The 14,963-nt window shown below is 64.4% G+C and carries 13 protein-coding genes; 7 read left to right on the forward strand and 6 right to left on the reverse strand.

What is annotated here, in order from left to right; genetic code table 11:
- The first annotated feature begins 160 nt into the window (after positions 1 to 160).
- Both ACQR0W_RS24605 and ACQR0W_RS24610 read left to right on the forward strand, forming a co-directional pair.
- Positions 161 to 1,213: an alpha/beta fold hydrolase gene (locus ACQR0W_RS24605; protein ID WP_316171224.1), complete on the forward strand. Its 1,053-nt coding sequence runs from the start codon at positions 161 to 163 to the stop codon at positions 1,211 to 1,213.
- Positions 1,214 to 1,315: 102 nt separating this feature from the next.
- Positions 1,316 to 2,293, forward strand: a complete 978-nt coding sequence (locus tag ACQR0W_RS24610; protein WP_316164583.1) for a sensor histidine kinase — start codon at positions 1,316 to 1,318, stop codon at positions 2,291 to 2,293.
- Positions 2,294 to 2,331: 38 nt separating this feature from the next.
- Here ACQR0W_RS24610 and ACQR0W_RS24615 read toward each other — a convergent pair whose 3' ends face one another.
- From ACQR0W_RS24615 to ACQR0W_RS24625, 3 genes are all read right to left on the reverse strand, one after another.
- Positions 2,332 to 2,913: a hypothetical protein gene (locus ACQR0W_RS24615; protein ID WP_316164582.1), complete on the reverse strand. Its 582-nt coding sequence runs from the start codon at positions 2,911 to 2,913 to the stop codon at positions 2,332 to 2,334.
- 432 nt (positions 2,914 to 3,345) lie between these two features.
- The gene (locus tag ACQR0W_RS24620; RefSeq protein WP_316171223.1) at positions 3,346 to 6,837 is read right to left on the reverse strand and encodes an indolepyruvate ferredoxin oxidoreductase family protein; all 3,492 of its coding nucleotides are present in this window, start codon (positions 6,835 to 6,837) and stop codon (positions 3,346 to 3,348) included.
- A gap of 316 nt (positions 6,838 to 7,153) precedes the next feature.
- The gene (locus ACQR0W_RS24625; RefSeq protein ID WP_315749670.1) at positions 7,154 to 7,798 is read right to left on the reverse strand and encodes a trimeric intracellular cation channel family protein; all 645 of its coding nucleotides are present in this window, start codon (positions 7,796 to 7,798) and stop codon (positions 7,154 to 7,156) included.
- Positions 7,799 to 7,947: 149 nt separating this feature from the next.
- Between ACQR0W_RS24625 and ACQR0W_RS24630 the strand changes: the two genes are divergently transcribed.
- Both ACQR0W_RS24630 and ACQR0W_RS24635 read left to right on the forward strand, forming a co-directional pair.
- On the forward strand, positions 7,948 to 8,352 hold the full coding sequence (locus tag ACQR0W_RS24630) for a hypothetical protein (RefSeq protein ID WP_315749668.1): 405 nt from the start codon (positions 7,948 to 7,950) through the stop codon (positions 8,350 to 8,352).
- A 171-nt stretch (positions 8,353 to 8,523) separates the two neighbouring features.
- On the forward strand, positions 8,524 to 8,841 hold the full coding sequence (locus ACQR0W_RS24635) for a hypothetical protein (RefSeq protein ID WP_315714522.1): 318 nt from the start codon (positions 8,524 to 8,526) through the stop codon (positions 8,839 to 8,841).
- Between the two features lie 102 nt (positions 8,842 to 8,943).
- Here the strand turns inward: ACQR0W_RS24635 and ACQR0W_RS24640 are convergent, their stop codons facing one another.
- Both ACQR0W_RS24640 and ACQR0W_RS24645 read right to left on the reverse strand, forming a co-directional pair.
- Complete coding sequence (locus tag ACQR0W_RS24640; protein WP_315827359.1) at positions 8,944 to 9,762, reverse strand: isocitrate lyase/PEP mutase family protein; 819 nt, start codon at positions 9,760 to 9,762, stop codon at positions 8,944 to 8,946.
- 46 nt (positions 9,763 to 9,808) lie between these two features.
- Positions 9,809 to 10,123, reverse strand: a complete 315-nt coding sequence (locus tag ACQR0W_RS24645; RefSeq protein ID WP_315827358.1) for an NIPSNAP family protein — start codon at positions 10,121 to 10,123, stop codon at positions 9,809 to 9,811.
- Positions 10,124 to 10,198: 75 nt separating this feature from the next.
- Between ACQR0W_RS24645 and ACQR0W_RS24650 the strand changes: the two genes are divergently transcribed.
- Together ACQR0W_RS24650 and ACQR0W_RS24655 are read left to right on the forward strand one after the other, a co-directional pair.
- A complete protein-coding gene (locus ACQR0W_RS24650; protein ID WP_315749664.1) occupies positions 10,199 to 10,897 on the forward strand; it encodes an ArsR/SmtB family transcription factor in 699 nt (232 codons plus the stop codon).
- A 111-nt stretch (positions 10,898 to 11,008) separates the two neighbouring features.
- Entirely contained in the window at positions 11,009 to 12,013 is a 1,005-nt protein-coding gene (locus ACQR0W_RS24655; protein WP_315827357.1) for an alpha/beta fold hydrolase, read from the forward strand.
- Between the two features lie 98 nt (positions 12,014 to 12,111).
- Here the strand turns inward: ACQR0W_RS24655 and ACQR0W_RS24660 are convergent, their stop codons facing one another.
- Positions 12,112 to 12,471, reverse strand: a complete 360-nt coding sequence (locus ACQR0W_RS24660) for a twin-arginine translocation signal domain-containing protein (RefSeq protein WP_315827356.1) — start codon at positions 12,469 to 12,471, stop codon at positions 12,112 to 12,114.
- A 1,564-nt stretch (positions 12,472 to 14,035) separates the two neighbouring features.
- On the opposite strand from ACQR0W_RS24660, the gene ACQR0W_RS24665 reads away from it, so the two are divergent.
- Positions 14,036 to 14,734, forward strand: coding sequence for an N-acetylmuramoyl-L-alanine amidase (locus ACQR0W_RS24665; protein WP_316187250.1), 699 nt, complete (start codon positions 14,036 to 14,038; stop codon positions 14,732 to 14,734).
- The last annotated feature ends 229 nt before the right edge of the window (positions 14,735 to 14,963 follow it).

Consider the following 14,963-nt stretch of genomic DNA (forward strand, 5'->3'; position numbering starts at 1 on the left):
TGGTCGAGCTCGGCCGGAACGCTCGGAGGTCGACCTACACCCCGACCATGCGCGCCAGGACGGCACAACGGAACGAACCGCGTGACCGGCCGTTGCCCCTGCGCTGCATCATTTCTCGGATCCTCCGGATGTCGTGCACGCCTTTCCATGAGGGCAGATGATGACCGCAGCCCGGACCACAGCGCGCGCGCTCGCGGCGTCGACGCCCAGCCGCCTGACCAACTCGACACCATCCCTCCAGCCGCTGGCGCATCGCAGCCGGTCGCTGGCGAAGACTCATCCATTTCTTCTGGCGGCAGCGGCGGCCACGACCGTTCTGGCCGTCACAGCACTGATCAATCGCCGCCTCGCCAAGTCTGCCGAGCGGGCCAATCCTCCCGCCGGCCAGTTCATGGACGTCGACGGCGTCCGGCTGCACTATGTCGAGCGCGGCATCGGCGTGCCGCTGGTGCTGCTGCACGGCAACGGCAGCATGATCCAGGACTTCGCCTCCAGCGGCCTGATCGATCTGGCGGCGCAGAACTACCGTGTCATTGCGTTCGACCGGCCGGGCTTCGGCCACAGCGACCGGCCGCGCAACGTCGTGTGGACGCCGACGGCGCAGGCCGGGCTAATCAAGAGCGCGCTCGATCGCCTGGGCGTCTCGGAGGCCTTCGTCCTGGGTCATTCCTGGGGCGCATCCGTCGCCGTCGCGCTCGCCCTCGAACATCCGGCCATGGTCAAGGGCATGGTGCTCGCCTCTGGCTATTACTATCCGACCTTCCGGTCCGACGTGGTGGCCGGATCGGCTCCGGCCATTCCCTTGCTGGGCGATATCCTGCGCTACACCATCTCCCCTCTGATCAGCCGGATGATGTGGCCGCTGCTGATGGCCAAGCTGTTCGGCCCGCGATCGGTTCCGGCGAAGTTTGCCGGCTTCCCCAAGGAAATGGCGGTTCGCCCGTCGCAGATCCGCGCCTCCGCCGCGGAGGCCGCGCTGATGATTCCCGATGCTTTCCGCTTCAGGAGAGCGTACGGTGAGCTGAAGATGCCGGTCGTGATCGTTGCCGGTGATCAGGATCGCCTGATCGACATCGACGCCCAGTCCAGACGGCTTCATCACGACGTCAGCCAGAGCACCTTTCGCCGCGTGCGCGGCGCCGGCCACATGGTGCATCAGACGGCGACCGAGGCCGTCATGTCCTCGATCGACGAAGTCGCAGCGGCGGCGTAGTCGGAGGGCGAACATGGCTGCGGCTGCCGGATTGCGGGATCCGTAGCCTGCAGAGCGGCGAAGAAAGCGGGGATCGAACTTATGCCGGCCGAGGACGCGTGCATGCCGATCTGGCACGAAAAGCATCTGCGCGCTGCCACCAAAGCTGCCGGCGTGGCCCTGTGGTCGTGGAACGTCGACACCGACGCGATCACGATGGACGAGCGCGCCTATGAGCTGTGGGAGGTGCCCAAGACCAAGAGCAGGATCACGTTCGAGGTGCTCTCCCAGAACATTCACCCCGCCGATCTCGAACGGGTGAGATCGGCGTTTTCAGCGACACGGGCGATCGTCGGCGCTTATGAGATCGATTTTCGCATTCTCGCGGATGGCGAAATCCGCTGGATTTCCGCCCGCGGCCAAGGTGACGATGCCGACATCGCCGAGCGGCTGATGTTCGGCGTCTTCCTCGACGTGACCCAGCGCAAGCAGGCCGAAGAAGCCAACGAGCTGCTGGCGGGCGAGATGAGCCATCGGGTCAAGAACCTGCTGACGATCGCCACCGCGCTGACGCAGATGACGTCGCGCACGGCGGCGACAAAGGAGGACATGGCCCACGAGCTCGCCAGCCGGCTGATCGCGCTGGGCCGTGCCCAGGATCTGATACGTCCGCGGCCGGGCGGGACGAACCAAGCAGCCCTGCTCGGCGATCTCGTCTCGGTGCTGCTTGCCCCCTATGATGAGAAAGGCGCCAGCGTCCGCATCCGTGTGTCGGTGCCCAAGATGAATGTCGGAGAACGCTCGAGCACGACATTGGCGCTGGTGATCCACGAGCTCGCGACCAACTCGGCGAAATACGGCTCGCTGTCGGTTTCGAGCGGCACGCTGGACGTGTCGTGCAGCGCGCATGACGACGAAGTGGTGATCATGTGGACCGAGCGCGGCGGGCCGCCGAAGTCGGCCGACACGACCGAAGGCTTCGGCAGCAAACTGATCCATCGCAGCATGAACGCCCAGCTCGGCGGCACCATCGCCTTCGACTGGTCCGCCGAAGGCCTGGTCGTGACGCTGCGCATGAGCCGGGAGCGGATGGCGAACTGACGCCCCTGGCCGCCCGTGTCGCTTCGTTCACGTGGGCACTATATGCAATCCTCCCAGGACATGACCGCCGGCAAGATTCCCGTCCTCCAGTAGATCACCTTATCATCCCGGGTCTCGAAAATGATCGCTCTCTTGGCATCCGGGCTCTTGGCGATCACCCAATGATTGGGTGCGGGTGGCGGCTCCGTGACACCCTGCTTCAGCCGCTCGGCCTTGTCTTCCTCGGTCTCCTCGCTCTCGTATGGCGCGAATGTCCGCTCCGTCGCTCCATAGGCACCCGCGATGTCGGCCTCCGTCGACCCCACTCCAACTCCGTTCGCGTCGACGATCTTCGGATCTGGTCGACGCCCATCGTCGAGAAAGAGGTAGATCACGGCAATCCTGCCATCGACGATCACGTAGGACAGCGCTTCGTCCTTGCCGTCGGCGCGACTGGCGACATAGCACTCCTTCGTGTACGGCGGCTCCATCGGACCAAGCTTTGCGTTCAACGCACGCTCGGCCTCGGCAACGGTCATGCCCAGGTCGACCGGCCCCACGCCACGCCAGGACATGACCTCGGCGTGGCTCGAGGTCGATATCGCCGCGATAGCCGCGAACAAGAAAACCAGAACTCGCATGGATCACCCCTATCGACGCCTCCATGCATATAGCAACATGTAGTGAATACGGCAGATTTATGCGACATCCGCACGAGTGGGTGAACGGGAGTCATCCAGAGTTGGGCAAGGACGCTAGATTGCTTCGCTACGCTCGCAATGACGGTGGTGTGAGCGCACGACACACTCCCAGGCGTCGTTCCGGGGCAGACCGCTCGACAAAATAGCGGAGCCATTTGACGTGAGAGCTGAGCGCGGGTTCCAGAGCCACGACGGGCCGCTGCGACGACGAAAGCGAAAATCTCGCGCAATGATCCCGTCTGTGGTTATGGATTCCCGGCTCGCGCAGGCGCGCACGAGCGCCCCGGAATGACGAGAGGTATACAGATCGCATGATGGTGGGCACGGCGCTCGCGCGCCTTTGCCCACCCTACGGCACGTCGCCTGGAGTGCCTACTCCGCCGCCATCTGCCGTGGCGCCGGCGGCGGGCTGGCGAGGTCGGCGGCGAGTTGCGCATAACGCACTTTCGCGTCATTCACCGCCTTCTCCTTGACGGGGCCGTAGCCGCGGATCTTGTCGGGCAGCGACAGCAGCTCGACGGCGATCTCGGCATTGGCCGGCGACAACAAGTTCAGCACCGTCGCGACGTCCTTCTCATAGCCCGCGATCAGGTCGCGCTCCATCCGGCGCTCGGCCGCATAGCCGAAGATGTCGAGCGGCGTGCCGCGCAGGCCCTTGAGCTTCGCCAGCAGCCGGAACAGCTTCATCATGCCCGGGCCGAAGCTGCGCTTCTTCGGCCGCCCCTGGGGATCGAGGCCGGAATTGAGGATCGGCGGCGCGAGGTTGAAGGAGATCTTGTAGTCGCCCTCGAAGGCGTCGTGGAGCTGCCTCTGGAAGGTGCCGTCCGAGAACAGCCGCGCCACCTCGTACTCGTCCTTGTAGGCCAGCAGCTTGGCGTAGTTGATCGCGACCGCGCGCGGCAGCGCCTCGCCGTAGCCGCCCTTGTCGGCGGCCTCGCGCACCTGATCGACCAGCTTGCGGTAGCGCTTGGCGAGCCGGCCGTTCTGGTAGGCCGTGAGATAGGTCATGCGGTGGGCGATGATCTCGTCGAGCGTCATCGCCTCAAGCGATTTCGGCGGCACCGCCTCGTCCTTGCCGGTCATCATGTCGGCGAGCCGCTCCGGGTTGACCACCGCGAGGCGGCCGAGCCGGAACGCCTCGGTGTTCATCTTGACCGCGACGCCGTTGATCGCGATCGCCTTCTCTATCGCCTCGGCCGACAGCGGCAGCAGGCCCTTCTGGTAGGCGTAGCCCATCATCATCATGTTGGTGGCGATGCTGTCGCCAAGCAGCGCTTCGGCCGGCTTGGTGAAATCGAGGAAGGTCGAGTCCTTGTGCAGCGCCGTTTCCAGCAGGCTCGTCACCTTGCGGTTCTGGAAATTGAAGTCGCGGTTGAGCACGAAATCGGCGGTCGGGATCAGATGGCTGTTGATGACACCATGGCTGCGCTCGGCATCGCACAGCGTGATCGTCTCCTTGGCACCCGCCACCACTTCGTCGGCGGCGATGACGAGGTCGGCGGTCCCCGTGACGATGCGCGAGCAGGTCACGTCAGCCGTATTCTCGGAGAGGCGGACATGGCTGAGCACCGCGCCACCCTTCTGCGCGAGGCCCGACATGTCGAGGATCATCGAGGCCTTGCCCTCGATGTGCGCGGCCATGCCGAGCAGCGCGCCGATCGTCAGCACGCCGGTGCCGCCGACGCCGCCGACCGCGACGTTGTAGGGCCGCTCCAGTGACGGCTTGGTCAGCGGTTCCGGCATCTCGCCGATGTCGCCGAGCTCAGCGGGCGCGCGGCTGCGCGGCTTGCCGCCATCGATGGTGACGAAGGACGGGCAGAAGCCCTTCACGCAGGAATAGTCCTTGTTGCAGGACGACTGGTTGATGACGCGCTTGCGGCCGAGCTCGGTCTCCAGCGGCTCGACCGAGATGCAGTTCGACTGCACCGAGCAGTCGCCGCAGCCCTCGCAGACGGCGGGATTGATGAAGACGCGGCGCTGCGGATCCTCCATCGTGCCGCGCTTGCGGCGGCGGCGCTTCTCGGCGGCGCAGGTCTGCACGAACACGATGGCCGAGGCGCCCTTGGTCTCGCGCAGCGTCTTCATGACGTTTTCGAGCTCGTCGCGGTGCGCAAGCTTGACGCCGGGCGCGATGCTGTCGGCCGGATAGGCGTCTGGATTCTCCGAGACCAGATAGATCTCGCGGATGCCCTCGGCATGCAGCTGGAAGGTGATCTGCTGCGGCGACAAATCGCCGTCATGGCGCTGGCCGCCGGTCATCGCGACCGCGTCGTTGTAGAGGATCTTGTAGGTGATGTTGGCCTTAGAGGCGATCGACTGGCGGATCGCGAGGCTGCCGGAATGGAAATAGGTGCCGTCGCCGAGATTGGCGAAGATGTGCTTCTCGTCGGTGAACGGTGCGATGCCGACCCACGGCACGCCCTCGCCGCCCATATGGGTGAAGGTCTCGGTGTTGCGGTTCATCCACAGCGACATGAAGTGGCAGCCGATGCCGGCCAGCGCGCGGCTGCCCTCGGGCACCTTGGTCGAGGTGTTGTGCGGGCAGCCCGAGCAGAAATACGGCGTGCGTGCCACCGGCGAGATCAGCTGCATCTGCGAGGCGTCGCGGCCGTTGAACCAGTCGGCCTTGGCGCGCAGCATCGCCTTGATCTCGGGGTTGAGGTCGAGGCGGAGAAGACGCTCGGTGAGCGATGTCGCGAGCGAGGCGACGGAGAGCTCGGTGGCAAACGGCAGGAAGCGCTTGTCGTGGTCGTCCATCTTGCCGACGATGCGCGGGCGGACGTCGTCGCGCCAGTTGAACAGCTCCTGCTTGACCTGGTTCTCGACGATCTCGCGACGCTCCTCGATGATGAAGATCTCCTCGAGGCCGACCGCGAACTGCCGCACGCCTTCCGGCTCCAGTGGCCAGGGCATGCCGATCTTGTAGAGGCGAAGCCCGATCCTGGCGGCGACCTCCTCGGTGATCCCGAGCTCGCGCAGCGCCTGGCGGATGTCCTCGTAGCTCTTGCCCGACGCCATGATGCCGTAGCGGGCGTTCGGTGAGTCCATCGTGATGCGGTTGACCTTGTTGGCGCGGGCAAAGGCGATCGCGGCAAAGCCCTTGTAGTCCTGCAGCCGCCGGTCCTGCTCGAAGCGGTCATCCGGCCAGCGCAGATTGAGGCCGCCCGGCGGCATCTCGAAATCGGCGGGGATGACGAACGGCGTCATCTCGTCGTTGAGGTTGATCTCGGCGGTCGTCTCCACCGTCTCGGTGATCACCTTCATTCCGACCCAGCAGCCGGAATAGCGCGACATCGCGATGCCGAGCAGGCCCATCTCGATCATCTCGTGGATCGAGGACGGATAGAGATAGGGCATCAGCGCCGAGATGAAGGCATGGTCGGACTGATGCGGCACGGTCGAGGATTTGGCGCCGTGGTCGTCGCCGGCGAGACAGAGCACGCCGCCGTTCTTGGCGGAGCCGGCCGCATTGCCGTGGCGAAACACGTCGCCGCAGCGGTCGACGCCGGGGCCCTTGCCGTACCAGATGCCGACGACGCCGTCATACCTGCCGCCGGGCGACAGTGCGAGTTGCTGCGAGCCCCAGATCGCGGTCGCTGCGAGGTCCTCGTTCACGCCGGGCTGGAACTTGATGTTGTACTGCTCGAGATGCTTGCGGGCGGAGAACAGCTGCTGGTCGTAGCCGCCGAGCGGCGAGCCGCGATAGCCGGAAATGAAGCCGGCGGTATTCAGCCCGGCGGCGCGGTCGCGCCGGATCTGGGCCATCGGCAGCCGCACCAGCGCCTGGATGCCGGTCAGGAAGATATGGCCGGAGCTTGCGGTGTATTTCTGGTCGAGATTGATCTCGCTCTCGTTGAGTCCCATTCCGCCCTCTTGCCGTGCTTTACCGGGGGGCGCGACTGCCGCCGGCCGGCGGAAGCGCGCGTTCTGCCAATCATTTATGTCTGCTTTTGAAGAATGCGCATCACAAATCTCGTGTGCGCAGGGCAGCCAGCCGAAATCGCAATTTCGTGGCGGGAGCCGGCTGCGGCTTTTGCGGTTTGTGTCGAAAACGGCCACTGCCGCGAAATGGGATGATGCGCACCATGGCTTTGGCGGCTCGGCGGATGGTGACTGAACCGTTGTGGCCGGCGCGATTCCGGCCCGAACGAATTGTGCGATGCGATAAGATCGCCTTCGTTCAGCCCCGATCGTCGCCCGCAAATACGAAGCGCGGCATGTTCCATTTGTAGCGGATCGCGAGCAGCCGGAACGACAGTCCGAGCGCGAAGGTCAGCGCCGTCCACCATCCGCTGGCGATGCCGAGCGACAAGCCGGTCGCATAGACCAGGCCCGTGACGAGGGACACGCTGGCGTAGAGCTCGGCGCGAAACAGCAATGGCACGTCATTGCACAGGATGTCGCGCAGCACGCCGCCGGCGCAGCCCGTGATCATCCCGGCGACGATGACGATGCCGATCGGCACGTTCATCTGCCAGGCGATGTCGCAGCCCGTCATCGTGAACACGACGAGGCCGACCGCATCGAGAACGAGGAACGCCATGGTCAGCCTGTGAACCAGGCGCGCCATGGCGATCGTCACGAACGGCGCCAGCACGGTCAGCAGCAGCAAGGACGGCTGCTCGACCCAGGCAAGCGGATAGTGGCCGAGCAGCACGTCGCGCAAGGTGCCGCCGCCGAGCGCGGTGATCGCCCCCAACAAGCAGACGCCCATCCAGTCCATGCTGCGGCGTCCCGCCGCCAGCGCGGCCGTCATCGCCTGCGCCGCCAGCGCCACCCAGGTCAACAGATGCAACACGCTGTCACCGGGCGGCAGGTTCCACATCGAAGGCTCCAACAAAAGGACGGAGAATCGCAGTGCACGCGAGGCACCTTAGCGCGCGGTGCAACGGATCGACTGGGGATTTCGTAAGGTTTCGCGGAACAGAGCCGGGGCCCGACTGGTTGTCGGGTGACAATCGCAAGGAGGACATCATGGCCAACGAACGGCTCCCGAACGAACGCTATCCCGACGGCATGAACCGGCCGGACATGACGACGCGGCCCGGCATGCCCGGTGCCGACATGACCGGCGCCGACTACGAGCGCGCGGCGCGGACGGACAGCCAGCTGCAGCCCGATCCCGAGTTGAGGGAAGGCTCCGCCTCGACCGGCCGGATCGCAGCGTACGCCCTGGGCATCGCGATCCTGCTCGGCGCCGTGTTCTACGGGCTGAACAACATGTCGATGCGCAACGATCAGGCGAGCACCACGCCGGCCGCGCAATCCGCCTCGACCACCAAAGATAACACCTCGCCCGGCGTGACGACCGGCGCCGCGGGAGATCGCACCACACCGCCGCCGGCGGCCCCGAGCGACAAGCCCAACGCCGTCAAATAATCTCGCGGACGGCAATCAGCGGTCCCACTCCTGGGCGGCGGGTGAGCAATCGCCCGCCGCCGTTTTTTGGCGAGTCCTCCAACAAATTACGCGACGCGTGCGAGGGCCGCCATGGAACCATAGCAGCGCGAACCGGTTGGCTCATTGACACTCTCACCCAGGAGATACGTAATGAAAGCTCTCTCCATAGCTATCGCAGCCGCGGCAAGCACGCTGGCCGTGACCGCCGCTTCGGCGGCACCGATCTCTCCCGCAGCCTCGGCGGTCCCGCAACGAGACATCCAGAACGTCCGGATGGTCTGTAACGAGGAAGGCCGCTGTTGGCGCGAGCGCAGTGAACGCCGCGTCATCATTCAAGGCGAAGATCGCGATTCCTACGCGTACGCTCCGCGTGAGCGCTACATCGAGCGGCGCGGCTACGAAGACCGCGGCGGCATCGGCTTCCGCGCCCCGGGCGTCAGCGTCGGCATCGGAACGGATCGCTACTAAGCGATTTCAGCGAATCAGACTGAAAAGCCGCGGCAGAGTCCGCGGCTTTTCTACAGGCAGATGAGATCAGTATCTGCGGGAGGACGGGCGCGCAGCCTGATCTCAACCGAAGAGCTTGTTCAGCTCGCCCCCGGGATAGCCGTTGGCCAGTTCGGTGAAGGTGCCCTGCTCGGCCATCTCCTTGGCCGCCCGGACGAAGCCGGCCCAGGCCACCCGCGCCAGCGAACCGCCGACGCTGATGCGGCGCACGCCGAGCTCGGCGGCCTGGCTCAATGACAGACCCGACGCGCCGATCAGCAGGTTCACAGGCTTGGGCGCCACCGCGTTGACGACAGCCGTGATCTCCTCGACCGTCTTGATCCCCGGAGCGTACAGACAATCCGCGCCGGCCTCGGCATAGGCCGCGAGGCGGTCGGTCACGAGCTTGAGGTCGGGCTTGCCCCAGAGAAACGCCTCGCAGCGGCCGGTCAGCAGCACGTCCCCACCGCTTGCATCGATCGCCTGACGTGCGGCGCGGATGCGCGTAACCGCCAGTTCGCGCGCGTAGAGCGGATCATCCTTGTCACCCGTGGAGTCCTCGATCGACAGACCGGCGACGCCGGTGGCGACCGCGCGCGTGACGTTGGCGGCCACGCCCTCGGGGGCATCGGCGAAGCCGCCCTCGAAATCGGCGTTGACGGGAATGTCGACCGCCGCGGACAGCGCCGCCAGATGCGCGAGCATCTCGTCGAGCGTCGTGCCGGTGTCGGCCTTGCCGATCGACCACGCGAAGCCGGCGCTGGTCGAGGCGACCGCGTTGAAGCCGAGATGTTGCAGCATTTTGGCCGTGCCGGCATCGAACGGGTTCGGCAGCACGAAGCAGCCGGCCTCGTGCAGCTTGCGAAAGGCCGCGCGCTTGTCCGCCGTGTTGATCAACGTCATGTCATCCTCCCATGCATCCTCGCGTTGCGGCAGCATAGAGCCGCGATCATTGCGCCGCCAAGACGTTGCGCAAGAATGTTCGCTCTTCGCCCAGAATGAGCTTGTGCTCCTCGGCCAGCGCAAAGTTCGCCCGGCCCTCAGCATCGCCGCGCAAGGCTGTACGATAGCGCTCGTAAGCTGCGAGACTGTCGAATGAAATCAGGCCGTAGGCGATGTCGTTGGTGCCTTCATGAGGCATGAAATAGCCGATCAGGTCGCCGCCGCAACGGGGGATGATCGACAGCCAGCGCCTGGCATAGGCCTCGAACACGTCGCGCTTGAACGGATCGATGCGATAGCGGATGAAGACGGTGATGGTCATGACAACCTCCGGTGAGTTCTGTATCGTCGACACTATCCGCTTGCCGGGCGAGAATGCTTCGGCTAGCATCGAAGTATGAAATCAGGTCCGGACATTGCGATGGTGGCGGCGCTGGTCGGCGATCCCGCCCGCGCCAACATGCTGACTGCGCTGCTCTCGGGCCGTGCGCTGACCGCGACCGAGCTCGCCCAGGAAGCGGGCGTGACGCCGCAGACGGCGAGCTCGCATCTTGCCAAGCTCGAAGGCGGCGGCCTGGTCGAGCCGGAGAAGCAGGGCCGCCACCGCTACTACCGGCTCGCCGATCCCGATGTCGCCGACGTGCTGGAGAAGCTCGCCGGCCTTGCCGCGCGCGCCGGCCACATGCGGGTGCGCACCGGGCCGAAGGAGCCGGAGCTGCGGCGAGCACGCATCTGCTACGACCATCTCGCCGGCGATCTCGGCGTGCAGATGCTCGACAGCATGACGCGGCAGAAGCTGGTCCGCCGGCGCAAGCAGGAGATCGTGCTGACCGAGGACGGCAAACATTTCCTGTCGCAGCATTTGCGGATCTCGCCGGAAATGCTGGCGCATCCGCGCCGGCCCGTGTGCAAGGCCTGCCTCGACTGGAGCGCGCGGCGGCATCATCTCGCCGGCACGCTCGGCGCAGCGTTGATGAAGCGCTTCACCGAGCTGAAATGGGCGGCGCGCGATGCCACCCCAGGCAGTCGCGTGGTCAATTTCAGCCGCGCCGGCGAAAAGCATTTCGCGGCGCTGTTCGGTCCGGCCGAAGACTGACGATCACGCGCTCTTTATCGCAGCGTGGCCCTCGTGCCTTGCGGCCAAGGCGAACGCGGGGCACGGCGTGACGGTTGACGACCATCTCGTCACGTCCGTCGTGGAGTGTTCATGTCGCGTTTCGCTGTCGCCTTCTGTGCCGCCCTGCTCGCCCTCGCCCCGACTGTCGCCCCGGCGGCGGAGGCACCGCGCGAGCCCTATGGCATCAATCTCGAAGGTTTCCCCTATCCGTATCCGGTCGGCCTGCTGCCCCTGGTCAATGACGGCGAGCAGCTGCGCATGGCCTATATGGATGTGGCGCCGGCGCAGCCGAACGGCCGCGTTGCCCTGCTGCTGCACGGCCGCAACTTCCCCTCGAGCTACTGGGCGCCCGTGATCAAGACACTGACCGACGCCGGCTTCCGCGTCGTGGTGCCCGACCAGGTCGGCTTCGGCAAATCATCCAAGCCTGCAGGCGAGCTGCATTTCGACACGCTGGCGCGCAACACCATGACGCTGCTCGATCACCTCGGCATCGCCAAGGCGGATATCGTCGCGCATTCGATGGGCGGCATGCTGGCCGTGCGCATCGCCCGCGCCTATCCCGACCGCGTCGCACATCTCGTGCTGACCGCGCCGATCGGGCTCGAGGACTATCGCGTCTACGTGCCGCCGATCCCGTCGGAAAAGATCATCGAGAGTGAGGACCGGCTGACGGCGGACGGCTATCGCAAGCAGTTGGAGACCAACTACGCGCTGAAGCTGCCGCCGGAGCAGGTCACGCCGTTCATCGATGCACGCTTCAACCTGAAGCAAAGCGCCGACTATTCGCGCTGGCTGAAGAGCTTCGTCAGCTCCTATCAGATGATCTACCGCGAGCCGGTGGTGCACGAGATCCCGCTGCTGACGCAGCCGACGCTGTTCATCATGGGCGCGGACGATCACAACGCGCCGGGACGGCCCAACGCGCCCGAGGCCTCGAGAGCGAAGATGGGCCAGAACGCCGAGCTGGCAAAGGGCCTGGCCAGCCGGATGGGCGATGCGCGCGCCGAGGTGGTCGCCAATGCCGGCCACCTCGTCTTCCTCGATGCGCCGCAGACGTACGACCGGCTGCTGCTGGACTTCCTCGGCAGGTGAAAGCAAACAATGAGCGACAGGGATCGCGCCACGCCGACCCCTGCCGTGTTGCGGTCACACGCCAGAAACTGCGCTTTCTCGCAATGCGGCTGCGCCGATCACCAATGGTGGCGGCGATGCCAATGGCGGTGCCAGTGCCGATGATGGTGGCGCCAGCCCCAATGACGGCGCCGCCAACCCCAATGCCGCCGGCGCCAGCCCCAATGGTGGCCGTGACCATGGTGTCCGTGATGATGACCGTGATGCCCCCAGCGAACCTGCTCCGGCGCGAGCCGGTCGGCCTCATCCTGCGAACCGACCGCGGGCTCGACGTGCTGATCCCTGGCTGAAGGCGCCGCCTCGTTCAGCGGCAATGGCGAGAGCGGCGCAGCGACTGCATCGGTGGTGCGGAGCACGGCGCCGGCCGCCGCCGCGCAGCCGAACCCCAATGCCAGCTTGAGGAAGTTCCGTCGTTCCATCGCACGCCTCCATGATGCACGAGCCAGGGCATGAAGGGAGTATTCGACCGATCACCTGAACGTGAGCTGAACTTAGTCGATCACGGCCAAATGGCGCGCACATGATACCATCGACACGTCGTCCCCGTGATCCGAAAGGGCCTCTACCGGCGGCACCGATCATGGGTCGACCGTCTGCGCCAGCACGACCTCGCGCGCATACGCATCGCACCCGGCCGATCGCGATTGAAGTCCGCGATCAGCCGCGACATCTCGCGCCGCCGATCGCGCGCTCCACCGCGGCGCCATCGTCGAGCGGCGCGGCTGACGGCGGTGCAGCGGCCGACGGGGTTGCAACGAGTGCGACGCTTGCGGCGACCATACACCCCAATGCCATAGCCACGTGCAGCAAGCCCCGACGTTCAATGTTGCCGACTACGATTCAGGACGACGCTTGTGAGTGAACGCTTGAATAGGCGGAGAACTACGCGTTCGGATGACCAGCACGTAACGATCGGACATGGCGCAGCAATAGTGATCCGGCCTCGGGAGAAGCGTACGCGGTCCAGGTCGAGTATGGCTTGATCAGCCGCTGGCGAGCGGATTAGACTGAGCACCCGAATTGAAGAAACATTCAGAGCAAGCAGTGTTTTATCGTGCCATTACCTTGGTATTGTTGAGCTCCCTAGCCTCAGCCGTCGGCGCTCAGGCGCAGGGCGATCCAACCCAGATTTTCAACGGCGTGTGGGTGGCAGTTAACCCGCCGGGACCGCACGTCGTGTTTAATACGATCAGCCTGGGTCAAAGAGAGGCTAGTTTGCCGATACTAGGCCAAGCCACGATAGGTCCATCCAATGGAGAAGACGGATCAAATTTCCGAATCTCGGGCCCAGGGTTCACCTGCTTCTACCTAATACTCACCACCAACCAGCGGACAAGAATGGTCTGGGAGCTGAAGAGCGGTGGGGACATCTGTTTCAAATCAGCTGCTTTCGAGCAAGCCGATAGCCCGGTACCAGTACCGGTACCGGCACCGACACCGTTACCGCCACCTCCACCGCCTCGCACCCCCGTCTCTCCGAGCTTCTCCTGCTCCGCGCGCTTGAATGAGGCGGAACGAACTGTCTGTTCAGACAGCGGCCTAGCTCAGCTCGATCAAAATCTTGACGCTTTGTATACATCGGCTCAGGCTTACGCTCGCAGCAACGGTGACGCAGCCAGCTCTTCACGACTGGCTGCAACCGAGAAGAGTTGGTTGTCCAACGATCGAAATGCCTGTGCTACGAATATAACTTGCTTGGCGAGCGCCTACTCGAGGCGGATTTCCCAGTTGAAAGCCTGCTTATCTCGGCTTCGCAGTGGTGACGGCTGCTAACAGTTCCCTCGAACACAACCGTATGATTGATCGGATCGGTCTCCATCGACAAGTGCATTAGAAGCGGTGCTTTGGACCGGGGCCTCCATGCGAGCATTATCTTGCCTTCGAGCTGTCCTTCTCGCGAGCAGCCTTAGCAGTATCGCTCTGATACCGACCGCAGCATCACAGTCAGCGTCTGCGCCGCACTGCACATCGATCGCGAAGGTTATGCTGGACGTCGGCCACACGCCTGAGCAACCCGGAGCGACTAGCGCGCGCGGCGTGCCGGAGTTTGAGTTCAACCTCAAACTCGCTCGCAGGGTTTCATTGGAACTTGCAAGGTCGGGATACCTTGTGAGCGTGCTGGTCGTACACGGCATAGGTCAAGAACAGCTACTCAACCGCGTCGCCCAGGCAAAGCGCTATTCTCCAACTCTATTTATCTCCATTCATCACGATTCAGTTCAGCCGCTATTCATCCATGAATGGAGCTTCGCCGGACGAGCAAACCATTACAGCGACGAATTTTCCGGCTTTTCGATCTTCCTGTCTGAGCTCACTCCCAAGTTTGCCGAAAGCTTAGCGGCTGCCCAGATTTTGGCAGATGAACTGATCAGGCAAGGACTGCGGCCTTCGTTGCACCATGCGATGAAGATTCCCGGTGAAGGGCGAAAACTCATTGATCGGCAGCGCGGGATCTATCTGAATGATCGGTTAGCCGTGCTGAAGGAAGCTTTCTATCCGGCTCTGCTCCTTGAGGCGGGCGTGATCGTCAACCGAGCGGACGAAATCAATCTTCAAACGGAGACAATGCAGGCTCAAATAGCGCAAGCAATCACTCAAACCGTCAGCAGACGTTTTTGCGGGACCAATGGATCAAAAGCCCCGCCGGGACTGCTCGATGGACACGATTCAGAACGGAAGTAGCCCCAGTCGCTTAGGGCTCCACCCGCCGGTAATCGCCTGCCGCGGCTCTACAGGCCACGTCCGGCCCACCTGTACGGAACGAGAGATTTAGTCCTTCACCGGCAAAAGCATACCGGTAGGCACACCTAAAGCGTGGCCCGACCAGGCAAATATTCGCGCCGCCATCGGCACACCTCTCGACCGATCCGACTCCGTTGAAAACGGTTGCCGCCCCGGAAAACGAAATGTT

This window comes from Bradyrhizobium sp. HKCCYLRH1034 (assembly GCF_051168375.1).
In the GTDB taxonomy this organism is placed as follows: domain Bacteria; phylum Pseudomonadota; class Alphaproteobacteria; order Rhizobiales; family Xanthobacteraceae; genus Bradyrhizobium.